Source organism: Thermotoga sp. Mc24 (assembly GCF_000784835.1).
Classification (GTDB): Bacteria; Thermotogota; Thermotogae; order Thermotogales; family Thermotogaceae; genus Thermotoga.
Genome location: NZ_JSFH01000011.1, coordinates 86,941 through 110,518, shown reverse-complemented (window position 1 = coordinate 110,518; position 23,578 = coordinate 86,941). Strand labels below are relative to the sequence as shown.

At 46.5% G+C, this 23,578-nt stretch carries 19 protein-coding genes and 2 tRNA genes; 20 read left to right on the top strand and 1 reads right to left on the bottom strand.

The features are described 5' to 3' along the window. Position 1: 1 nt before the first annotated feature. The 10 genes from MC24_RS07410 to nagA (MC24_RS07365) all read left to right on the top strand — a co-directional run bounded on the left by MC24_RS07410 (position 2) and on the right by nagA (MC24_RS07365) (position 12,721). Positions 2–925, top strand: coding sequence for a glycosyltransferase family 4 protein (locus MC24_RS07410; protein WP_038054110.1), 924 nt, complete (start codon positions 2–4; stop codon positions 923–925). Between the two features lie 16 nt (positions 926–941). Next, positions 942–4,139 (top strand): O-antigen ligase family protein, encoded by a 3,198-nt coding sequence (locus tag MC24_RS07405; protein ID WP_038054108.1) that lies wholly within the window; start codon positions 942–944, stop codon positions 4,137–4,139. A gap of 160 nt (positions 4,140–4,299) precedes the next feature. Beyond that, positions 4,300–4,947 (top strand): peroxiredoxin, encoded by a 648-nt coding sequence (locus MC24_RS07400; protein ID WP_038054106.1) that lies wholly within the window; start codon positions 4,300–4,302, stop codon positions 4,945–4,947. Between the two features lie 181 nt (positions 4,948–5,128). Next, the gene (locus MC24_RS07395; RefSeq protein ID WP_038054104.1) at positions 5,129–6,181 is read left to right on the top strand and encodes an ROK family transcriptional regulator; all 1,053 of its coding nucleotides are present in this window, start codon (positions 5,129–5,131) and stop codon (positions 6,179–6,181) included. 7 nt (positions 6,182–6,188) lie between these two features. Then, a complete protein-coding gene (nagA, locus tag MC24_RS07390) occupies positions 6,189–7,592 on the top strand; it encodes a beta-N-acetylglucosaminidase (RefSeq protein WP_156105099.1) in 1,404 nt (467 codons plus the stop codon). Beyond that, positions 7,589–8,851, top strand: coding sequence for an ABC transporter substrate-binding protein (locus tag MC24_RS07385; protein WP_038054097.1), 1,263 nt, complete (start codon positions 7,589–7,591; stop codon positions 8,849–8,851). The genes nagA (MC24_RS07390) and MC24_RS07385 overlap by 4 nt, the downstream gene beginning before the upstream one ends. Positions 8,852–8,899: 48 nt before the next feature. Continuing rightward, complete coding sequence (locus MC24_RS07380; protein ID WP_038054095.1) at positions 8,900–9,802, top strand: carbohydrate ABC transporter permease; 903 nt, start codon at positions 8,900–8,902, stop codon at positions 9,800–9,802. Continuing rightward, positions 9,795–10,610 carry a carbohydrate ABC transporter permease gene (locus MC24_RS07375; RefSeq protein ID WP_038054091.1) on the top strand — a complete coding sequence of 272 codons (816 nt, stop codon included), beginning with the start codon at positions 9,795–9,797 and terminating at the stop codon, positions 10,608–10,610. Before MC24_RS07380 ends, MC24_RS07375 begins: the two co-directional genes overlap by 8 nt. A gap of 13 nt (positions 10,611–10,623) precedes the next feature. Beyond that, positions 10,624–11,616, top strand: a complete 993-nt coding sequence (locus MC24_RS07370; protein ID WP_038054089.1) for an SIS domain-containing protein — start codon at positions 10,624–10,626, stop codon at positions 11,614–11,616. 10 nt (positions 11,617–11,626) lie between these two features. Beyond that, positions 11,627–12,721 (top strand): N-acetylglucosamine-6-phosphate deacetylase, encoded by a 1,095-nt coding sequence (nagA, locus tag MC24_RS07365; protein WP_038054086.1) that lies wholly within the window; start codon positions 11,627–11,629, stop codon positions 12,719–12,721. A 5-nt stretch (positions 12,722–12,726) separates the two neighbouring features. Here nagA (MC24_RS07365) and MC24_RS07360 read toward each other — a convergent pair whose 3' ends face one another. Further along, complete coding sequence (locus tag MC24_RS07360) at positions 12,727–14,121, bottom strand: MATE family efflux transporter (RefSeq protein WP_038054083.1); 1,395 nt, start codon at positions 14,119–14,121, stop codon at positions 12,727–12,729. Between the two features lie 108 nt (positions 14,122–14,229). On the opposite strand from MC24_RS07360, the gene MC24_RS07355 reads away from it, so the two are divergent. The 10 genes from MC24_RS07355 (at position 14,230) to pheT (ending at position 23,569) form a co-directional block, all read left to right on the top strand. Next, positions 14,230–14,658: a MarR family winged helix-turn-helix transcriptional regulator gene (locus tag MC24_RS07355; protein WP_038054080.1), complete on the top strand. Its 429-nt coding sequence runs from the start codon at positions 14,230–14,232 to the stop codon at positions 14,656–14,658. Position 14,659: 1 nt separating this feature from the next. Continuing rightward, a complete protein-coding gene (locus tag MC24_RS09935) occupies positions 14,660–15,496 on the top strand; it encodes an MMPL family transporter (protein WP_268745482.1) in 837 nt (278 codons plus the stop codon). Positions 15,497–15,525: 29 nt separating this feature from the next. After that, entirely contained in the window at positions 15,526–16,683 is a 1,158-nt protein-coding gene (locus MC24_RS09930) for an MMPL family transporter (protein ID WP_268745481.1), read from the top strand. Between the two features lie 43 nt (positions 16,684–16,726). Further along, positions 16,727–16,813, top strand: a tRNA-Leu gene (locus MC24_RS07345). Positions 16,814–16,860: 47 nt separating this feature from the next. After that, positions 16,861–17,592, top strand: coding sequence for a WecB/TagA/CpsF family glycosyltransferase (locus tag MC24_RS07340; RefSeq protein ID WP_038054225.1), 732 nt, complete (start codon positions 16,861–16,863; stop codon positions 17,590–17,592). Between the two features lie 48 nt (positions 17,593–17,640). Then, positions 17,641–18,840, top strand: coding sequence for a uracil-xanthine permease family protein (locus MC24_RS07335; protein ID WP_038054078.1), 1,200 nt, complete (start codon positions 17,641–17,643; stop codon positions 18,838–18,840). 38 nt (positions 18,841–18,878) lie between these two features. After that, on the top strand, positions 18,879–20,066 hold the full coding sequence (locus MC24_RS07330) for an iron-containing alcohol dehydrogenase (RefSeq protein ID WP_038054075.1): 1,188 nt from the start codon (positions 18,879–18,881) through the stop codon (positions 20,064–20,066). 26 nt (positions 20,067–20,092) lie between these two features. Next, a tRNA-Ser gene (locus MC24_RS07325) sits at positions 20,093–20,181 on the top strand. Positions 20,182–20,209: 28 nt separating this feature from the next. Then, positions 20,210–21,187, top strand: a complete 978-nt coding sequence (pheS, locus tag MC24_RS07320) for a phenylalanine--tRNA ligase subunit alpha (RefSeq protein ID WP_038054072.1) — start codon at positions 20,210–20,212, stop codon at positions 21,185–21,187. Between the two features lie 15 nt (positions 21,188–21,202). After that, complete coding sequence (gene pheT / locus MC24_RS07315) at positions 21,203–23,569, top strand: phenylalanine--tRNA ligase subunit beta (RefSeq protein ID WP_038054071.1); 2,367 nt, start codon at positions 21,203–21,205, stop codon at positions 23,567–23,569. Positions 23,570–23,578: the final 9 nt, after the last annotated feature.

The window sequence follows — 23,578 nt, the reverse complement described above, 5'->3', positions numbered from 1 at the left end:
AATGGCTTTTCTTTTGAGTTTTCTTTTGAGTTTGTTCGGTGTCTGGTTCTTCGGAAGAGTGGCAAAGAAGCTGAACATTGTGGACAGGCCAAACGGTGTGCTGAAGCCTCACGGGAGAGAAACACCTTACCTGGGTGGACTGGGAATATTTGTAGGGGTCCTTCCATTCTTGTGGAACGACACGGTGGTTCTACTTTCGGCATCGTTCGCTCTTGCTCTGGGATTGATGGATGATCTGTTCTCTATTTCTCCTTTTTTAAGGTTGATCGCAGAATTCGGCATATCGCTTCTGCTCATGTGGCGATTCATCGGTTTTGAGAATTTACTGGCTTCCGCTTTTTGGTTGTTCTTCGTTGTTGTTCTCATAAATTCCGTGAACATGATGGACGGTATGGATGGGCTCTGTGGAAGTCTTGTGGCCCTGTCATCACTTTCCTATTTCTTTCTGGTGAGAGGCGTGTTCTTCGAAAACCTCTCTCTCTCCTTTCTCGGCGCTTCTCTTGGCTATCTTGTTTTCAATTTTCCACCCGCGAGGATCTTCATGGGCGATGCGGGGAGCTATCTGATGGCTGTTTTGCTATCCACGATCGTTCTTTCCCAGAATCGATTTGCCTCTTTCGATACATTTCTCTCGATGGTTTTTCCTCTCTGGATCTTCTTTCTGGATTTTCTGGCAAGTGTTCTGAGAAGGTACAGGAACAAAAAATCGATCTTCAGTGGAGACAGAGACCATATGTACGACAAGCTCTCTCGAAGATTCGGAGTGAAAAGAGCGCTCCTCGTCATGATCGTAACGCACGCTGTTTTCTGTGGATTCAGCTTTGGAGCTCTGGAAAATATTGTGATGAGTGTGGTGACGCTTGTTTTAGCCGGTGTATTTTCTTTTGTTCTTATCAAAAGCCTCGGGCTTCTTCATTACGATTGAGCGGGAGGGAAAACTTATGGAGATTCTGTTTTACATCATGTACATTGTCGTTGCCCTTTTCTCGTCCAGGAAACTCACGTACGAGTTCAGCGTTCCAAAGTATGCTCTGATCACGGTGTTTCTGAGCGTTATGTTCCTCATGATCCTGATGAAAATTCTCAGGAAAGAGAAACTGGAAATCAGATTCAACACGGCCCATGTTGCCTTCTTTGCCTTCGCTATTTCCGCTCTTCTATCTACGATAAACGTCTATCGCGATAATCCTGTCTATTTCAGGTATTCTTTTGACATAGCGATCTACGTTCTTCTCATGTTCTTCACATCGATCTTCATCTCGAACTTCTTCGTCACAAAAGAAAGAATAAAAAGATTTCTCACGGTCAGTGCGACTCTTGCAGGATTCATAGCTTTCGATGCGCTTTTGAACTTCTACGGCGGTGTCGATGTTTTTCTTGGAAGTGTGGGGAGTCCCTTTTCGAGGGCAACTGTAAAAGCGACAATAGGAAACGTGAACTTCGTCTCGAACTTTCTCTCTCTGAACCTTCCGCTCGCTATTTACCTTATAGCGTCAGCCGATTTCAGAAGAAAAGAAGCGTCCGTGATCAAGGTGATAGCCTCAGTTTCTGCACTTCTCATGGTTTCGGGAATACTGGTATCTCAGACGAGAACGCTGTACGTTGCGAACATCATCTCCCTTTGTATTTTCGCTGCGTTCTACATGATCTTCAGAAAGAAGAATGTTTCGAAAGAAACGGACAGAGAAGTTCTAAGTATGAGTAAAACTCTCACGACTTTCGTTCTGATCACCTCGATCGTCCTCGTTGTTCTCTACAATCTTCCCTCTCCTCTGAACGGTTACGGAATGGTATCTCCCGCGGGAAGGATTCAGGCCGTTGCCGAGGTGAGCTCCTGGCATGAAAGGCTTCTGTCCTGGTTCTCATCGATATACCAGTGGAGGACACACAAGATTCTTGGTACCGGAATCGGAACGTATCAGATTCTCACGATAAACTACATGGGAGATGTTATAGAAGACCACCCAATTTTTATGTACGGATGGAACAATTTCAAGAGAACGCACAACGATTACCTTCAGGTCCTTGGAGAAACAGGAATAGTCGGATTTGTTTCCATCGTCTTTCTCGCTCTGTCACTTGGGATACTGTTCTTCAAAATAATTCGAAGAATCACGGTGCGGGACGATCTTTTGCTCTTTCTGGCACTTGCCAGTTCTTTCATCACGTTCATGATGCACAGCGCGTTCAGCTTTCCAGCGCATCTCCTTCCAAATGGCTTTCTTGTGATGACTGTCGCTTCCACAGCGGTTGGTAGATACTTCTACGACGGAAGGAAAGCGGAGATCGAACGAAAGAAGGCCGCTGTGTTTGGAACGATCGTTCTTCTGGTTGGTGTCGTTTCCGCTTACTTGAAATGGAACTATTTCATCTCTGAAGTTTATTTCAAATGGGGAAATTCTGCCTATCTTTCTATAAGGAAAGTGGAAGAAGACATGGCCAAACTGGACAGCTACGAACAGCAGGTAAAGACAGCCATGGAAGAGCTGAGCTCTCTGAGTGGGCGTTACAATTACCTGAAACCCGACGAATTTAAAAAGTTTGTTGAAAGTCAGAACCTTCCGGTGAAGCTTTCTAACCTGGAGATAGAAAGATTAAGGCTCGAGACCATTCAAAAAGAAAGGCAGAAATTGCAGAACGCTCTTCAGCAGATAGCATCTTATAGGGATCAACTAACAAATCAAAAGATAGAACTCTACAGGAAAGCGAAAGAGTACTTCCTGAAATCCGTTCAAGTGAACAAAACGTATGGAAGATCTTATTTCTACCTCTCGTCGCTTGCAGCGAGCGAGTTCCGAATCAATGAATTAAAAGCGACACTGAAGACAAAAGAGGATTACAATGCGTTTTTTGAACAAAACTTCGATGATTACCAGAAGGTGATCTTTCCGGATGTGAAAAAGACTGATCTAACGTTTCTTGAGAACGCGAGTCTTCCAACGATTAACGATCTGGGGGTGGACAATCTCATCACCGCTCAGGTCCTTCTTGATTCCGTTTCTCTGTACCTTTCTTCTTTGAAGTCTTTCAACGAGAGGAACACATACAGAGGACTTGCAACAAGGTATGTGGGGCTTCACCAAATCATGAAGATTTTGTTCTCGAAAGCCCAGGACGATTTGACACAGAAAGCCTTCGCTGAGTTAACATCAAAATATTTCGATAGTTTCACAAATTACGCGAAGCTCACAGTGAAGATCCTTCCGGGTGCGTGGAACAGATTTCCCGACTGGAAACACTATGATCTAAGGAAAGCAGTTGCGGGGCAGGATATCTACAGATATTTCGCCACAAAAGCTGCTGAAGCTCAACCACTCACCGTTCAAAAGAACAGAGAGTTTCTATTTTACCTTGCTAAAAGAGAAATCTGGGCAGTTGAAAGCATGAACAAAGCAGGTGTCTGGGGAGTTCCAGATGGTGTTCTCGATTTTCTGCACGCGATGCCTTTCGAATACGCCTCTTCGAACAATCGTCAGGAGGCCTTGTTCGCATCCGAAGACGTCCTGAAGATTTACAATGAGAGTTACAAAAAAGCAAAAGAATCTATATCGCTGTACGAAAGTAGGGCAGAAAAGACATTTGAAAGTGTTTTGAAGGGACTGAAGGAATACATCGGAAGTGATCTGGGAAAAGAATACGCGAATCAATTTGAAGAACTCTTCAAGGATCTTTTTGAAAGCTTCAAGAATCTGAACTGGCTGTCCATCAACGTTCAGGAGATGAACAAATTCATAGCAGAGAAGAAATACACGTACAAGTTGAATCCGTGGATGGAACTCCTCATGGAAAAGATGAAAAACTTCGAAAGCTATATGAAGCAAAGAAATGTTGAATCTTCCAGAATCAACGAAGTGCTCTCCAGGATCTACAATGATTTGTACGAACTCAGCGATGTTCTTGTTTTCGAAAGATACATAAGATTCCTCGAACAATACAGGCTCATCCTGAACGATGCGAAGAATTACCTGAACACTTTGGAAAAAGCCTACAGCGTGGCTTCGGATGAGGAGTGGAAGATGATACTGGAAGACTGGGGTGTGGACCTCTGGAACGATGAGAAGTTTGAAACGAAAAAGCAAGTGCTGGAACGATTGAAGAAATCAGAAGAATTTCTGAAATCGATAGAGGAAAGTTTGTAAGGACAGGGGGAGAATCTCCCTGTTTTTTGTTCTCTGTGCACAATTTTTAATGATTCAAAATCGATACAGAACAGAAAAATTCACGAAACACAATGCGTGTATTATTGAGAGCGAATATCAAATTAGAACAATTTTAAAAATTTACGAGGAGGCGCTGTGTATGGAAGGAAGGATTCCTCTCATAGGTGAAAAGTTTCCAAGGATGGAAGTGAAGACCACTCAGGGAAAGAAGGTTCTTCCGGACGACTTCAGCGGAAAGTGGTTCGTTCTTTTCAGTCATCCGGCTGATTTTACTCCGGTGTGTACTACCGAGTTCGTTGCGTTTCAGAAGAGGTACGATAAGTTCAGAAAACTCAACACGGAACTCATAGGTCTCAGCATCGACCAGGTGTTTTCACACATCAAGTGGATCGAGTGGATCAAGGAAAAACTGGGAGTCGAAATCGAATTTCCTGTTATAGCAGATGACTTAGGAGAAGTTTCCAAGAGGCTCGGATTGATTCATCCCAACAAGGGAACAAACACGGTGAGAGCTGTTTTCATAGTCGATTCAAACGGGATCATAAGGGCCATCATCTATTACCCGCAGGAGGTTGGGAGAAACATCGATGAGATTCTCAGAGCGGTGAGAGCTCTTCAGACGTCCGATGAAAAAGGAGTTGCCATTCCTGCCAACTGGCCAGACAACGAACTCATAAACGATTCTGTGATCGTTCCGCCGGCAAGCAGCGTTGAGGAAGCAAGAAAAAGGCTGGAATCGAAAGATTTCGAGTGTTACGACTGGTGGTTCTGTTACAGGAAGGCATAACGGAAGATAAAAACAAGAAAGCAGGTGGTCCCTTCCGGGACCACTTTTTCGTTTTTTCCTCCTTAGATTCTTCCATCAGTTAACGAAATGAAACTGTAACTTGACAAAGTGTGACACATTGGTTGACAATAATTCATGAAGTTGTTTGCGGCATGCAACTAATTGATGGGAGGGACCTCTCTTGAACATTTCACCCACTCAACACAAGATTCTCAAACTTCTCGTAGAAAACGAAAAGATATCGATGAGAGAAATCAGCGAGAAGCTTTCTGTGAACATGTCCACCGTATCCAGAAATTTTCGATCTCTGCAGGAATCGGGTTTTGTTTTGAAGGTCGAAGAAGCGTCTCCCGGTTCGTCGGGGGGTAGGAAAACCGCTCTTTATACGGCAAACCCAAATAAGTTCTTCATTCTGGGGATTGGGGTTGAGCAGAACAGATTGATCGGCGTGGTGATCGATGCGAAGGGAAATGTGGTTGAAAAAAGTGAGATACACAGAAGTTTTCGAGGAGAAGAGATCGTGAACGCTCTTGTTGATTGTATAGAACCTTTTAAAGAAAAGTATTTGAACACAGTAGGAATTTCCATCGGTATGCCTGGAATCATAAAAGAAAACAAGGTGATCTTTTCTTCGGCCCTCGGTATTGAAGATCTCGATCTCGGAGAAATTCTCTCCAGGGAATTTGGGACAGAGATTTTTGTTCTGAACGATGCCAACGCAGCAGTTGTAGGATACGGCTTTCAAAAGAAAAATGTGGTTTATTTTCTGCTCTCTGTTCCTTATTATCTGAACCAGCCGGTGGGTGTTGGAGCAGGGCTCTGGCTAGAGGGGAATTTGTACCAGGGTTCCAACGGTGCTGCGGGTGAATTTGAAATTGACATCCTGCCATCCATTCTGTCTGAACCAGCCACGATCGATGAAGTAGATTTGAAAAACCTGTTTTCTGGTTCGCTCTTGAAACTTCTTTCAAAGCTTTCAGAAGTTGCTTCTTTCGTTAGCTATCTTTTAGATCCCGAAACCGTGATTTTTGGTGGAGACATAACGCTGTTTTCTCAGGAGTTTCATAGTAGGCTGGCAAAGAACGTTCAGGATCGCCTTGAGAAGAGACGCATCTCTGACGTTGAGATTCTCTTCGACGAAAGAGGGCTCTGGACGGTGGCCTTCGGTGCAGCAAAAGCTTTCTGGAAAAGGATTCTGGAAGACTACGAATTCGCCAGCAGGATTCTGAAATGAAGGAGTGATGAACGTGGATCTTGGAAAGCTGTTCTTCTGCGGTTTCAACGACTTCAACGAAGAAGTCAAGGAAATAATCAGAAAATACAGACCAGCTGGTATTTTGATCTATCCAGGAATTCTTTCGAAAGAGTATCTTCTGATGGATTTCATGAGTTTTCTATCGAAGGAAGGGAATTTTCTCATCAGTTCCGATCACGAGGGTGGTCAGCTTGAGGTGCTGAGATACGTTCCCTCGTCTCCGGGAAACCTTGTCTTTGGAAAAAACTCATCGGATGTGACTTACAGATATTCCAAGATTGCAGGAAGAATCATGGAGATTGTAGGGTTCAACATGGTTTTTGCTCCTGTGCTTGATCTTCTTTCTGAAGAGAGTTCTTCGGTGATCGACATGAGAAGCTACGGCTCAGATCCCAAAATCGTAGCCGAGCATGGAACAAAGGCCTGTGAAGGTTATCTGGAAGGAGGGGTTATCCCCTGTATCAAGCACTTTCCAGGTCACGGAAAAGCAAGAGAAGACTCTCACCTCACTCTTCCTGTGGTCGATGCATCCTTTGAAAAACTCTGGGGAGAGGATCTTCTGCCGTTCAGAAAGGTGCTGGAAAGGGAGAAAAAGGTCACGGTCATGACGGCTCACGTCAGATACTCTGCGATAGACATTCTCCCAGCTACTCTTTCGGAGAAGATCATAACGGATGTTCTCAGAGAGAAGATCGGCTTCGATGGTCTTGTGATCAGCGATGCTATGGAGATGAGTGCTGTGTCGAACAATTTCTCTGTTGAAGAGATTGTGGGTCTCTTTCTGAACGCGGGAGGAAACATGATCCTTCTTGGTGATTACAGAAACCTTCCGGTTTACTATGAAACGCTGGTGAAGCTTCTCAAAGATGGAAAGGTCCAGAAGGACAGAGTGGAGCGCTCCATAAGAACGGTGGAAAAATACCTGGCTCTTGTGAAGAAAAACAACGGTGTTGGTTTTCTTGCCGATGTTTCAATGAACGCCGTGGAATTCCTCGGCTTTGAAAAGATAGATCGTACCAGTGAAGTGACTCTTCTCGTTCCATCCAGTGAGAATTTGAGTCCAGCGGACACCACGGGGGGCGATTACGACCAGATTCCAGAGATCGTTTCCAGATTTTTCAAGGTCGAGAATGTTGTTCGATACACCGTAGAAGACGGTCCCGATCCAGTTGAAGGTGATTTGATCTTCGATTTTGTAGCCGACATATCGAACGAAAAGGCTCTGAAAGCCCATCTGAGCTTGCCGGCAGAAAAGACTGTTTACTTCATTCTGAGAAATCCGTTCGATGCCAGGTATTTCGAAGGAAGAAAGATTGTCATCACAAGATCGACGAAACCTATTTCTATCTATAAATCCTTAGAACATCTTTCGGGGAGGTGTGATTCATGAGGAAGTTCGTGGTCATTCTTTTGGTAGTTCTTCTCGCAGTTCTGGCACTGTCCAAAACCAAGATAGTCTTCTGGACCATGTCGCTGAAACCGACCTTCACAGATTTCATTCAGGGTATCATCGACAGGTACGAAGAGTTGAACCCGGATGTTGAAATTGTCTGGGAAGATGTTCCGTGGGACGTTCTCCAACAGAAGCTTCTTGCAGCCTTCTCTTCTGGAAACCCACCCGATGTCGTGAACCTGAACGCTCAATGGACCATTGAATTCGCTCAGAAGAAAGTTCTGTTCCCGTTGAACGATTTGCTACCCGAAGAAGTTATCAATCAGTATTTCGACAACATGATCAAAGGGCTCACCTGGAAAGGCGGAATTTACGGGATTCCCTGGTACACAGCGGTGGACGTGATATTCTACAACAAAGAGATCTTCGAAAAAGCTGGACTGGATCCGAAGTATCCACCTCGAACCTGGGATGAAATACTCCTCTACTCAGTTTTGATCAAGGAAAAAACGGGGAAATATGGGGCTCTTCCAACGATCTTCCAAGATCCTTCTGCGATCTTCAACTGGGACGGGTTGAATCTCTACACTGTGGATGAAAACAACAGAATAAAAGAAGTACTCTTCGACAGGCTGGAATACGCTCACACTCTCAACAAATGGGCCACTCTCTACAAACAGAAGTACATCCCGAGCGAAATCGTCCAGGGTGGAGAATGGACGAGAGCCACAGAACTCTATCAGGCTGGGGAGCTCGCCATGTTGATCACTGGTGTTCAGTTCGCGGACAGAGTGAAATGGAACGCCCCAGAAATATATGAAAAGTCCGATGTTGCTCCCATTCCGGCTCCAAAGCCGGGTGTGAGAATGAGTGGATGGTACTCAACGCTGAACGTGGTCAGAGGATCCAAAAATCCTAAGGAAGCCGCAAAATTCGCAGCATTCGTTGCAAACCTCGAGAACCAGATCGCATTCTGTAAGCTTGTGACCATATTCCCAACTCTTAAAACAGCGGTGAACGACCCATGGTTCTCAAAAGATGATGGAACGCTCGCTGCCAAAGCCAGGATCATGGGAGCTAAGTATCTTGAGAACATCACGTTCTACAACGATGACATACCATTCAGAAAAGAAGCGTTCGACAAATTGAAGGATGCCATTATTCAGGTGTTCCTTGGACAAAAAGATCCCGAAACAGCGCTCGAAGAGACCGCGAAGTACTGGAGATATCTCATTCAGACTCAGCAATCGAAATGAAAAAGATAGGGAGGGGCATGCCCCCTCCCTTTCGAAAGGAGAGAGAAAATGCCAGGAAGGTACTACAAAAGTCTGAGAAAAAAACAGCTTCTCCTTGCATTCTTCTTCATAACGACCCCCACTCTCCTCATGGTGCTTTTCATATATTATCCTCTCGTGTTCGGTATCAAGATTTCCTTTTACCAGTACGACATAGTCGGAGAATCTCTTTACATAGGACTGAAAAACTACGTCGATCTGCTTCGCGATCCTTTATTCTGGAACGCCTTCAAGAACAGTCTTTTGTACCTACTTGTTGTACCTCCACTCCAGCTCGTTTCTATACTGCTTGCGGTTCTGCTCGACAGGGCCATAAAGGGTAGGAATCTTTTCAGGACTCTCATTTTTCTTCCAGTGGTTACTCCCATCACTATTGCTGCGATCACGTGGCAGTGGATGTACAGAGAAAAGGGATTCATCAACTTTTTGCTTCAATCACTTCATATTATAGACGAGTCGATTGCTTTCCTCTCAGATCCCAAGATAGCTCTCTTCGCTATCATGTTCGTCACCATGTGGAAGGGATTCGGTTACTACATGGTCATATATCTGGCAGGACTCCAGAGCATTCCCAAGGAATTGATAGAGGCTGCCAGGGTTGACGGTGCGAAACCTTCTCAAGTCTTTTTCAAAGTGACGATCCCCCTTCTGAAACCGTACATCCTGTTTTGCTCAACCATGTCATCCATAGCAGCTTTGAACGTCTTCGGAGAGATTTATGCCATGACAAAGGGTGGACCAGTTCATGCAACGGAAACAATGGGAATTTTCATATACAATCGAGCTTTTGAATATCTCCAGTTCGGATATTCGAACGCTGCCGCTGTTCTGTTCAGCTTCGTTGTGATTGCATTTTCGCTTCTGAACTTCTACTTGTTCAGGGAAGGAGGTTTGAAGAGCTATTATGCCTAAGATCAGAAAGGTCTTGACTTATGTGGTCCTTGTCCTTTTTTCGCTTCTCTCAGTGTGGCCGTTTTACTGGATTGCGAAGACCTCTTTCGAGGCAGGGGGCAATGTGTACAAGTACCCACCAAGTCTCATCCCGTACCCGGCAACCTTTTCAAACTACATTGGGGCATGGAAGACAGTGAAACTTGGAAATTACTATCTGAACACGATTATAATAGCGGGTTTTGGCACACTTTTGAACGTGCTTTTCTCGCTGATGGTGGCCTATCCTCTCGCCAGAATAGACTTCAAAGGGAAACAGCTGGTGCTCTTTCTGATTCTTCTTCCAATGATGATTCCAGTTCAGAACACTTTGATAGTCAACTACCTCACCCTCAGAAAACTCGGTCTTCTGAACACCTACACCGGTGTGATTCTTCCTCAGGCCGTTACGATCTTCGGTATCTTCATGATGAGACAGGCTTATTTGAGTGTTCCGAAGAGCTTCGAAGACGCTGCGAGGATAGATGGTGCCGGAGAACTCTACATATGGTGGAGGATAATCACACCTCTAATAAAGCCGGACATCGCCACTCTCGTTGTGTTCCAGGTGATCACCTGGTGGGACAATTTCCTGTGGCCTCTCATAGTTCTGTCCGATTCCAACAAGTATCCTCTCTCTGTGGCACTCGTTTATCTGAACAGCACTTTCCAAGTGAATTTCAGATACACCGCAGCTGGAATCGTTCTGGCGATACTTCCTGTTGTATTACTGTTCATCTTCGCTCAGAGGTACATAATAAACGCTATTGCCGGCGGCGTGAAATACTGAAGGAGGGAAGATTATGAGCAAAACACTGAAAGAGATCACAGACCAGAGAAACGAGTTGAAAGAGTTCTTCGAGAACTTTGTTCTGAACTTGGAAAAAACGGAAATCTTCAGTGAAATACAGAAGAATCTGGCTGATGAAGTGTTCTTTGTGGGATGTGGGAGTTCGTACAACCTCGCCCTCACCATCTCCAATTATTTCGAGAGAGTTTTAAAGATAAGAACAAGAGCAATCCCGGCGGGTGAGGTGGCTTTCCAGAAGGTTCCAGATCTCAAGGAGGAAGGACTGGCCTTTCTTTTCTCGAGAACCGGGAACACAACGGAGGTACTTCTCGCAAACGATGTTCTGAGGAAACGAAACTACAGAACAGTAGGGATCACTATAGAAGAAGAATCGAGACTCGCAAAAGAGAGTGATCTTCCACTCGTGTTTCCCATACGAGAAGAAGCGATCGTGATGACGAAGTCTTTCAACATGATCCTGCTCTCTTTGATGTTTCTGGCAGACAGAATAGCCGGAAATTCAACGGAGCGGTTCTCAGAGCTCGTCGGGTATTCGTCCGAGTTCTTCGATATCTCTTGGAAGGTGATTGAAAAGATCGATCTGAAAGAACACGATCACTTCGTGTTCCTTGGCATGTCAGAGTTTTTTGGAATCAGCCTTGAATCGGCTTTAAAATGTATTGAGATGTCTCTCACTTTCTCGGAAGCGTATTCGACGCTCGAGTACAGGCACGGTCCAAAGGCACTGGTGAAAAAAGGCGCTCTCGTCTTCATGCAAAAAGTGTCGGGAATGGATGAACAGGAGAAGCGATTGAAAAAAGAACTCGAATCATTCGGTGCCACCGTTCTGGAGGTGGGAGAAGATGGAGATATCCCGGTGAGCAACGACTGGAGATCTGCCTTTTTGAGGACTGTTCCCGCTCAGATTCTTGGGTATCAGAAGGCGATTTCCAAGGGTATCTCACCAGACAATCCTCCCCATCTGGAAAAGACCGTTGTTCTGTGAGGTGTGTTCTATGGTTGTTGAGAAAGTTCTGATCGTTGATCCCGTTGATGGAGAGTTCACTGGGGACGTGGAGATAGAAGAGGGAAAGGTCGTGAAAGTTGAAAAGAGAGAATGCATTCCACGGGGTGTTCTCATGCCCGGGTTTGTCGATCCGCACATCCACGGTGTGATGGGTGCAGACACCATGAACTGCGACTTTTCTGAAATGGAAGAATTTCTCTACTCACAAGGAATCACCACGTTTCTTGCCACAACTGTTTCCACTTCATTTGGAAGTATGAAAGAAATTTTGAGAAAAGCGAAGGAATACATCCTTGAAAACCCGTCAACATCGCTACTTGGCATTCATCTGGAAGGACCGTACATCTCCAAAGAAAAGAAAGGGGCGCACTCAGAAGGACACATAAGACCACCTTCAGAAGAAGAACTGAGGGAAATCGATTCTCCGGTGAAGATGCTCACCTTCGCACCTGAAATAGAAAGCTCCGAACTTCTTTTGAGACTCGTGGAAAAAGGCATCGTTCTTTCAGCAGGACATTCCATCGCTACTTTTGAGGAGTTCAGGAAATTTTACGAAAAGGGAGTCAAAAGAATCACACACTTTCCGAACGGATTGAAGCCACTTCATCACAGAGAGATAGGAATCACGGGGGCGGGACTTTTGTTGGACGATGTGAAGCTGGAGCTCATCTGCGACGGGGTACATCTTTCTAAGGAGATGGTGAAACTCGTCTACAAAGTGAAAAAAGCGGATGGAATCGTTCTGGTCACAGATTCTATATCTGCGGCGGGTCTCAAAGATGGAACGACCACCCTGGGAGATCTCGTGGTGAAGGTGGAAGGCGGTGTTCCGAGGTTGGAAGATGGTACACTCGCGGGAAGCACGCTCCTTTTCTCACAGGCCGTGAAGAACTTCAGAAAGTTTACGGGGTGTTCTCTTACAGAACTTGCGAAGGTTTCCTCGTACAACAGCTGTGTTGAACTGGGGCTGGCTGATAGAGGAAGAATAGCCGAAGGAGCGAGGGCAGATCTTGTTCTTCTCGACGAAGGTTTGAACGTTGTGATGACGATCAAAGAGGGTGAGGTTGTTTTTCGATCCAGATGAATGAATTATCCCAGTTCCTTCACTCTCTCCCGTGTGAGGGCGGCTCTCTTTTCCCACTTGCCGGAGAGGAAGAAGAGGAGCTTCAGTGTGCTTCGAAAGATGATGTCTGCGATCATACCGATCCAGGCACCGAAAAGTCCGAGCTGGAAGTACTTCACCATCACGAAGGCGACGGGGAGCCTCGCGGTCCAGATGGATATGAAGGTGATGATCATCGGTGGAAGGGTGTTTCCCGTCCCCCTGAGGGCACCGTTCATGGTTGAGTCTATTGCGAGGAAAAACTGGAATAGCCCGATTATCTTGACAGGGAGCTTTGCGATCTCTATTATCTGTGGATCGCTGGTGAAGATGCGAATCAGTGGCTCTGGAAAAAGAAAGATAATGATACCAACCGTCACCTGAAACAGAAGACTCAGGATCCAGCCCTGCCGGATGACTCCAAGGACGTGTTCCCTGTTTCCCATCCCGTTGTATCTTCCAACCAGTGTGGTGATGGCAACCGAGATTCCAAACGCGGGCATGAAGGAGAGAGACTCGACGTTTATACCTATTCTGTGTCCGGCGTACGCTTCCGCTCCTGCGATGAGCAGGATGTTCGCGAACATCAGAACACCTGTGGAAAAGACGAAGTTCTCTATGGCAGTTGGAAATCCAACACGGAGAATTTCCCTCTGGCTGGACCATCTGGGAGGAACGAATCCTTTTCTGAGCTGAAACTCCTCTCTTTTGAATATCACGTACGTGAGAATCGCTGCTCCCACGAATCTTGAGAGGATCGTTGCGAGAGCTGCTCCTCCGACTCCCATCTCCGGGAATCCGAACTTTCCAAAGATCATGGCGTAATCGAGGAAGATGTTCAAAAAGTTTGTGAGGCCGGTGACGATCATCGGCGTTCTTGTGTCACCGGCACCTCTGAGCATCGCGGAGAACACGGCCATGATGGAAAATCCCATGGAGCCGGAAAGGATGATTTTCAGATACTCCTTCGCGGATGCTTCTATTTCTCCTTCCAGATTCGGAAAGATGTTTATCAACACATCGGAGAGCGGTGTGAGAACGGTGAGAATAACACCCGTGAATATGGCAAGAAAGACACTGTTCCAGGCAAGGGATCTCACAGCTTTCCTGTTGCCCGCTCCGATGGCGTTCGCTATCGTTACGGTGGCTCCCATACTGGCGGCTATCAGGACGACCTGAACCACCCAGAATATCTGGTTGGAGAGCCCCACACCGCTCATCGCTTTCCAGGAGTAATGTCCCAAAAAGGCGGTGTCTGCCATTCCAAAGAGCATCTGAAGCACGTTTTCTCCCATGGCAGGAAGTGCCAATTTTATGAGTTCCTTTCTGATCTCCGGTACTTCTTCCTTTGGAAGGTAATTCTTAAAGAGTGAATATCTCATTCTCATCACCGGTTCTTATTCTACAACAAATAGTTCGGATGGTGAACCATTTGGTAAAATAATTGAACTGTTCTATAATTGAACTGTCAAAAAATGGGGGGTGAAGATATGGATGCTCTGGAGATATTCAGAACACTCTTTTCGCTCGTGATGAGGTTTTCCAGTTATCTTCCATCGAACGAGGAGGTCTCTGACATGAAAACAACGGAGCTCTACGCGTTCCTCTACGTGGCTCTCTTCGGTCCAAAAAAGATGAAGGAGATAGCGGAGTTTCTTTCCACAACGAAGAGCAACGTAACGAACGTGGTGGATTCTCTGGAGAAAAGAGGCTTGGTCGTCAGAGAGATGGACCCTGTTGATAGAAGAACGTACCGGGTGGTCTTGACCGAAAAGGGAAAGAAAATCTTCGAAGAGATTCTTTCGAACTTCGAAAGTCTTTTGAAAAGTGTTCTTGAGAAATTTTCCGAGGAAGATCTCAAAGTGGTGAGCGAAGGATTCAATCGAATGGTGGAAGCCTTGTCGAGGGAGGGAAGGTAGCATGAGAAGGTACTTCTTCACCACAATATACGTGGTGCTGGTTTTCCTTTCGTTCCTTGTTGTTTTTTCTCTTGGAAAGATAGAGACCGGTCCTGAGGTGTTCCTTCCAGGTTACAATGGAGATCCTGAAAAGACCACGAACGAAAACGTGAAGAACCTCTTTCGTGTGAACAGGGAGTTCGGCGGAAGTTCCTCGATTGTGATCGTTGTCGAAGGTGATAAGAACTTCTTCGAAGACGCAAGGGCTCTGTACGAACTCCACGAGGCTCTGGAAAAAAGAGAAGACATCTCGAGTGTTATGAGTCCCGTGAACCTTCCAAGGTTTTCTGGTTTCAGAATGGACTATTACTTCAAAGATGGGAAAATTTCAAACGACGTTTTGAATGACCCGAACGCGAAGAGTTTCATCACAGAAGATGGGAAGTACGCGCTTTTGAACGTGATATTCAAAGAAGGTGTCAACGCAAGGGACAAAATACCCGAGATAAAAAGTCTCGTGTCCGGCTACTTCGAGAAAAATTACCTGTTTGGTGAACCAGTGATAGACAGCGCTCTTTTCAAAGAGCTGGTGAGGCAGACTTTCGTTTATCCTATTTTCATGTTTCTTGTGATCTTTCTTCTCTTCTACTACCAGCTGAGATCCTTCAGAGCAGCACTCTTTTCTTTGATGGTTCCTGTGCTGTCCACGTTTTTTGTGTTCGCTGTGTTTTTCGCTATGGGAAAGAGCCTCAACACCATGACCGTGATGACCATCACCTTTCTCCTCATCATCGGCTCTGCGTACGGGCTTCACTTCTACAACGCGCTGTTCAGGTTCAGTGAAAAAAAGAGGCGGTAAAACACATCTTCAAACCCATACTTTTTTCGATGCTCACCACCGCAGCGGGATTCATGTCTTTCGTCTTCATCGATATAAGGGCGTTCAGAGAACTCGGAATTCTGGTTTCTTCCGGACTCGCTGTTGTGGTTCTTGTGATATTCACATCCGGTGTGGAGATCTTCAGAAACTACACTCCAAAGAGAACTCCGAGGAACTTTGGTATGAAGTACGTGGGAAGAAAGATCGCTCTGATCGTCCTCGTTGTCTTCCTGGTGATAGCGGTTCTTTCACCGTTTCTGCTCAAAAGAGTACAGGTGGGTTCGGATATGGTGTCTTATTTCGACAGGGATTCCGAACTCAGAAAAGCTTACGACCTCATCGTGGAAAAGTTCAACACGAGAGAGCCGATCTATCTGGTGCTGGAGAAAACTGTTCCATTCGTTGGGACGGATTCCAAGACCTTGAAAGAGCTAATCGAAAAGATAGAAAAGAGCGAGTACGTCTCCAGTGTGGTGTTTCCTGTGGATATTCCCGTTCCGATAATGTACGCGCTCTCCAGAACGAACCCGTTTCTCAAGACCTTCATCGGAGATAGAAACAGGATAAGGTTGATCGTCAATCTCACACCGGAAGGATACGAACATGTGAAAAAAGTGGTAGATCTGATCAACAAAGTGATGAGCGAAACGGGCTGGTCACACTATGTGGCGGGATCCGTTCTGATCTGGGACGATATCAACGAAAGCATCATGAAATCACAGATACAGAGCATCGTCATTGCTTCAGTTCTGATCTTTGCCATGGTCTTCATCATATTCCGAAGACCGCTCACCACACTCAGTGTGATGGTTCCAATCGCTTTCACGACGGTGTTCAACTTCCTGTTCATGGCCCTCTTTGGGATCAGTCTGGATGTGTCAACATCGATCACCTCCGGTATTCTCATGGGTCTTGTGATAGATTATTCCATTCACATTGCTTCGGAAGAGAAGAGGCTGAGAGATCCGTACCTTGTGGTCAAGAACGTGGGACCATCTGTTCTCACAAACGCGCTGGGATTGATCTCGGGATTCGCCGTTCTTCTCTTCTCTGAACTCGCACTCTTTAAAAACATATCTCTACTCATGATGCTTGGGATAGGGGTTGGGGCTGTTTTCACGCTGATCGTCCAGCCTATGATACTGGAAAAGAGGGAAAACTCTTGACGCTCGCGGAAGAAGGTGCTAAACTATCTGAACGGAGAGGAGTGCCGAGGTGGCGGAACTGGCAGACGCGCATGACTCAGGATCATGTGGGGGTTTCCCCGTGCGGGTTCAAGTCCCGCCCTCGGCACCAGCAGAAAGCGGAGGTCTTCCCTCCGCTTTTTTTTGGAGGAAAACGGGGTGAAAGAGATCGAACTTTTCGGAACGAAGGTTTTATCTGGGACAAGACGGGAATTTCTGAACACAATCGAAGAGAGAATAGAGAAGAACATCAAAACCTTTGTTGTTACCATGAACGCTTCGATTCTATTGCAGGCCATAGAAGATGCAGGATATAGGGCTATCGTGAACTCTGCAGACCTCGTTGTACCTGATGGTTTTGGTGTTGTCTGGGCCATGAAAACCCTCACGGGAGAGATGACCGAGAGACTGCCTGGAATAGAGATCATGAAGCACCTCTGTGAAAGATCAAAGGAAAAAGGTTGGAAGGTGTATCTTCTTGGAACGAAAAAGGAAATCGTTGAAAAGGCAAAAGAAGTGCTGGAGAAATCGGGAGTGAAGGTTGTGGGCTGTCACGATGGCTTCTTCTTCGAAAAAGAATCACCGAAGATCGTTGAAGACATAAACAGAAACTCGACCGATCTTCTCTTCGTCGGAATGGGTGTTCCCCGTCAGGAAGAGTGGATATACAGGAACTTTCCACAGCTGAACGTGAAGCTCGCCATGGGAGTTGGAGGATCCATAGACGTCGTATCGGGCAAAAAGAAACGCGCACCGGAGTGGGTTCAGAGGATGAACCTGGAGTGGCTTTACAGGTTTTTCCAGTCTCCTTTGAGTAAAAGAAAAGTTCCCGTTCAGGTTTCAAAGTTCGTCTTCTTCGTTTTGAGAGAAAAATTGAAAAACAGAAACTGAAGGCTCTTTTCAAAGAGCCTTTATTTTTAAATGTCAGGAGGTGTTCTCATGGAGTTCGAAGGAGCGGTTACCAAGGTCAGTGGATGGAGATGGTTCCTGCTGGCACTTCAGCACTTCGTGGCCATGTTCGGTGCCACTGTGTTGGTTCCTCTCATCACGGGGCTCGATCCTCTTGTGGCGCTCCTCACCGCGGGAGTCGGCACGCTCATCTTCCATTTTGTGACCGGTGGAATTGTGCCCGTCTTTCTTGGGTCGAGCTTTGCCTTCATCGCTCCAATATTGGCAGTGAAAGAGATCTATGGAGATCTCGCCTACGCGACGGGCGGAATCTTCGTGGCAGGTCTGTTCTATGCTCTGTACGCTCTTATAGTGAAGGCAGTTGGCCCAGAAAAGGTGAAAAAGATTCTCCCTCCTGTTGTCACCGGAAGTATGATCATGGTGATAGGACTCACACTCAGCCCCGTTGCCATCCAGATGGCATCGAGTGACTGGCCACTCGCCCTCATCGTCATAGCCACTGTCGTTTTCGTCTCAACCATGACGAGGGGATTCTTCAGCATGGTTCCGGTGATCACAGGAGTCGTTGTTGGATACATCGCGGGGCTTTTCATGGGAAAGATCGACACCAGTGCGATATTGAACACCCCTCTCTTCAGCGTACCGAAAGTGATGCTCCCAAAGTTCGATTACGGAGCGATATTCATGGTCGTTCCGGTGACCCTTGCCACCTTCATGGAACATCTTGGAGACATCACTACCAACGGAGCGGTTGTCGGAAAGAATTTCTTCGACAAACCTGGTCTTCATAGAACACTCCTCGGTGATGGACTTGCAACGGCTGTGGCCGGTCTTCTTGGAGGTCCTGCGAACACCACTTACAGTGAAAACACGGGAGTGCTGGCCCTCACGAGAGTGTACGATCCTTCCGTTCTCAGAGGAGCCGCTCTTGTGGCCATATTCGCTGCCTTTGTGTCGAAGTTCGGCGCGATCCTCCAGACGATTCCTCAGGCGGTGATGGGTGGAGTGAGCCTCATTCTCTTCGGTATGATCACCTCTATTGGTGTGAGAACCATGGTGAACGCGGAAGTGGATTTTTCCAAACCGAGAAACCTCATGATCACTGCCCTGATGCTCACTGTGGGTATCGGTGGTGCGGTTTTGAAGGTAGGTAGAGTTGAATTGAAGGGAATAGGACTTGCTGCCCTCGTAGGCATCTTCCTGAACCTGATCCTTCCAGATAGGGATTGAGTTATCGTGATACAATCGAAATGAGGAGGTGGTAATCGATGGAGAACTTCGTCTTCCACAATCCCACGAAGATCGTCTTTGGAAGAGGAACGATTCCAAAAATAGGAGAAGAAATAAAAAGCGCAGGAATCAGAAAGATTCTTTTCCTCTACGGTGGTGGATCGATAAAGAGAAACGGTGTCTATGATCAGGTTGTCGATTCACTGAAAAAGCACGGAATAGAATGGATAGAAGTATCTGGTGTCAAGCCGAATCCAGTTCTCTCCAAGGTCTATGAAGCTGTTGAGGTGGCAAAGAGAGAAAAGGTGGAGGCCGTTCTTGGAGTCGGTGGGGGAAGCGTTGTGGATTCTGCAAAAGCGGTAGCAGCCGGTGCTCTCTACGAGGGTGACATATGGGATGCTTTCATTGGTGAATACCAGATCGAGAGAGCTCTTCCTGTTTTCGATGTACTCACAATTTCGGCAACAGGAACGGAGATGAACGGTAACGCCGTGATAACGAACGAGAAAACGAAAGAAAAATATGGAGTGAGTTCAAAGGCTCTCTATCCAAAAGTATCCATAATCGATCCATCTGTTCAATTCACTCTTCCAAAAGAACAAACAGTTTATGGTGCTGTGGATGCGATCTCACACATTCTCGAGTACTATTTCGATGGGAGCAGTCCTGAGATCTCCAACGAAATAGCGGAAGGTACTATCAGAACGATCATGAAAATGACAGAAAGGTTGATAGAGAAACCAGACGACTACGAAGCAAGGGCAAATCTCGCGTGGTCTGCAACGATCGCTCTCAATGGAACGATGGCGGTTGGAAGAAGGGGCGGAGAGTGGGCTTGCCACAGGATCGAGCACTCTCTCAGCGCTCTCTACGACATCGCACACGGAGCGGGTCTCGCCATTGTGTTTCCGGCATGGATGAAGTACGTGTACAGAGAGAATCCTGCGCAGTTCGAAAGGTTTGCAAGGAAGATCTTTGGACTTGAAGGTGAAGGTGAGGAACTGATTCTGAAAGGGATCGAGGCTTTCAAAAACTGGCTGAAGAAGGTGGGAGCTCCTGTATCCCTCAGGGATGCGGGAATTCCAGAGGAAGATATAGACAAGATCGTGGACAACGTCATGCTCCTTGTGGAAAAGAATCTGAAACCCAAGGGAGCGAGTTTGGGAAGAATAATGGTGCTCGAAAGAGAAGACGTTCGTGAAATATTGAAATTAGCGGCGAAATGAAATAAAATATGAAGATGGAAGGACGCGGAGGCGTGTCCGAACTGGCTAAGGAGCCGGTCTCGAAAACCGGTGGGCCGTGAGGCCCTTGTGGGTTCGAGTCCCACCGCCTCCGCCATTTTTTTGTATAACAGGGGGTATGAGAGATGGAGATAGAAGTCGTCGAGAAGGAAGCCCTCGAGAAATTATCAAAGATATCGAATGTTCAGGAGCTGGAAAGTTTCAGGATAGAATTTCTCGGAAAGAAGGGCAAGATCACAGAATTGATGAAAAATCTCAAGAATCTCCCTCCTGAAGAAAGACCCGCCTACGGTAAAAGAGTGAACGAACTCCGTGAGAAGATAGAAAAACTCTTCGAGGAAAAGAAACAGCAAATTCAAAAGCTTCTCGAACAGGAAAAGATGGAAAAAATGAGAATAGACGTCACGATACCGGGAGCAAGGAGGAAACTGGGACATTCTCACCCTGTCTTGAAGGTTATGGAAGAGATAGAGAGGATCTTTGTATCGATGGGATTCGATGTGGTAGAGGGGCCGGAAATCGAAACAACCTGGCACAACTTCGACGCGCTGAACACACCGGAATGGCATCCAGCCAGGGACGAACACGATTCTTTCTACATAACGGATGATCTCCTTCTCAGAACCCACACTTCTCCTGTCCAGATCAGAACGATGCTCGAGAGAAAACCCCCCATCGCTATCATATCGCCCGGAAAAGTTTACAGAAGAGACTACGATGCGACGCACCTTCCCATGTTCCATCAGGTGGAAGGATTGCATGTGGATAGAGATCTCAGCGTGGCTCATTTGAAATTCACACTCGAAGAGTTCGCGCGAAGAATGTTCGGCAAGAACGCGAGAGTTCGTTTGAGACCGAGCTTTTTCCCATTCACAGAGCCGAGTTTCGAAGTGGATGTCTATCTTTCTGGTTACGGATGGTTGGAGATTTTGGGAGCGGGGATGGTGGATCCAAACGTCTTTTTGAACGTAGGATACGATCCGGAAGAATGGACGGGTTACGCGTTCGGAATGGGAGTGGAAAGGATCGCCATGTTGAAGTACGGCATAACGGACATAAGAGAGTTCGTCAGAAACGACGTGAGATTTCTCAGCAGCTATTGATGGGGGTGTGATGAGGTGAGAGTTCCCGAATCCTGGCTCAGAGAATTCATAGATCTCGATTGGGACATTGAGCAGATAGCGGAAAGACTCACTTTTTCTGGAACGAGTGTGGAAGATATTCTGAGACCGTTCAGTGTCTCCGGAGAGATAATCACAGCGAAGGTGATAGAACGGCTTGATCATCCCGCCTCAGAAAAGATCATCGTGTGCAAGGTGGACACCGGAAAAAGGATCTACACGGTCATCACAGCCGATAAGACTGTGAACGAGGGGGATTACGTCATACTGGCTCTCGAAGGAGCCACTCTGAACAACGGCCTCAAAATAGAGCCTCGTGAATTCAAAGGAGTCGTCTCGGAGGGCATGCTTTGCTCACTTGAAGAACTGGGTCTTGAGGAAAAATCCGACCGGGTTTATCGTTTCCCTGAACCCGTGGAACTCGGTGTGAACGTGATAGAGAAATACGGACTCAACGAAAGGGTCTTGGACATAGAGATAACTCCGAACAGACCCGATTGTCTTTCGATCATTGGTGTTGCAAGAGAACTCTCTGCCCTCAGCGGAAGGCCTTTGAAAAAGCCTCAACCCGATGTTTCTTTTGTGGATGAAGATGTTCAGTTCGATGTGGAGATAGAAGACGTGGAGGGTTGCCCGAGATACTCCGCTCGAATAATGAAAGGCGTCACCGTGAAAGATTCGCCACTCTGGATGAAAGCAAGGCTTGTAGCGGCAGGGGTTCGTTCTTTGAACAACGTGGTCGATGCCACGAACTACGTGATGCTCGAACTGGGGCATCCCGTTCACGCGTTCGACCTGAACAGGCTAAAAAACAAAAGAATTATCGTGAAGGCTGCAAAGGGTGGAGAAAGAGTCCTGCTGCTCGACGAAAGGGAGTACGAGCTGAAGGGCGGAGAAGTCCTGATAACGGACGGTGAGAACGTCCTCGCACTTGGCGGAATCATGGGGGGAATGGAATCTGGTGTGTACGATGACACCAGAGACCTGGTGCTGGAAGTGGCTTACTTCGATCCTGTGAGGATAAGAAAGGCATCCAAAGCGCTTGGAATCAGTTCTGAGTCTTCTTACAGGTTCGAACGAGGTGTGGATCCGAACGATGTGGAACTTGTGTCTTTGAGGCTTGCAGAATTGATTCAAAAGCTGGCCGGCGGTCATGTTCTTGGGAAATTCTGGGATGTTTATCCTCGAAAGATAGAATCCAAAAAGGTGATGCTCAGAAAAGCCAGAATCGAAAAGATACTGGGAACGAAAGTTGAAGAGCCGGGCAATATTCTCAAACACCTTGAATTCCAGGTGGAGGACAGAGGAGACAGTTACGAAGTTCTTGTTCCCACCTTCAGACCGGACGTTGAAAGGGAGATAGACCTCATAGAAGAGATAGGAAGGATTTACGGGTACGAGAAAGTCGAATCGAAGGTGATAAGCGTTCCTGCAATAAACCGTGGCTGGGATGAGAAACAGCTCTTCAGAAGGGAAATTTCTCAATTCATGAAAGGAATGGGTTTCGATGAAGTGGTGACTTTCTCTTTTGTGGATTCCCAGAAGGTTAAAAGATGGCCTCTGGTGGGTAGAGAACCCATAACTCTCTCCAATCCTATCGTTTCAGATATGGATGTGATGAGGACGTCACAATTTTACAGCCTTATACAAGTGCTCGCTGAAAATTTCAAGAGGCAGAACAGAGATCTGAAGCTCTTCGAAATCGGAAAGGTTTACTTCGAGGAAAATGGAAATTTCAGGGAGATAGAGACGCTTTCTGCCATGAGCTGTGGATTGGAAAATCCGGGAGACTACACCGATAAAAGAAACGTGTCCTTCTACACAATCAAGGGTGTTCTCGATGAACTCTTCTTCAGACTCGGAGTGAACGTCGAATACAGAGCCGCAAAGATACCTGGATTGTTCCCAACCAGATCCGCTCGTATCTACGTGGAAAACTGGGAGATCGGTTTTATTGGAATGGTAGATCCAAAGCTCCTTGATGAGTACGATGTGAAAGAGAATACCTACTTCTTCGAGGTAGACATGGAACTTCTGAGAGAATGCGCATCGAAGAGACCCGCCTACAGGCCTACACCGAGATTTCCCGCTGTGAGAAGAGATATCTCCTTCCTGCTTCCGAAGGGATTTGAGTCTGTGAAGATCATCGAGCTTTTCAGAGAGAGTGGAGGAGATCTGGTGGAGGAAGTGGGAGTGTTTGATGTCTATGAAGGAAGAGGAATCCCGGAGGATATGGTGAGTGTTACATTCTATGTGGTGTTCAGGCACCCGGAAAGAACTCTGACCGACGAAGAAGTGAACAGAATTTTCGAAGAGATGGTACAGAAAGCGGAAGAGGAGTTTGGAATAAGAAGAAGATTCTGAGATTAAGAT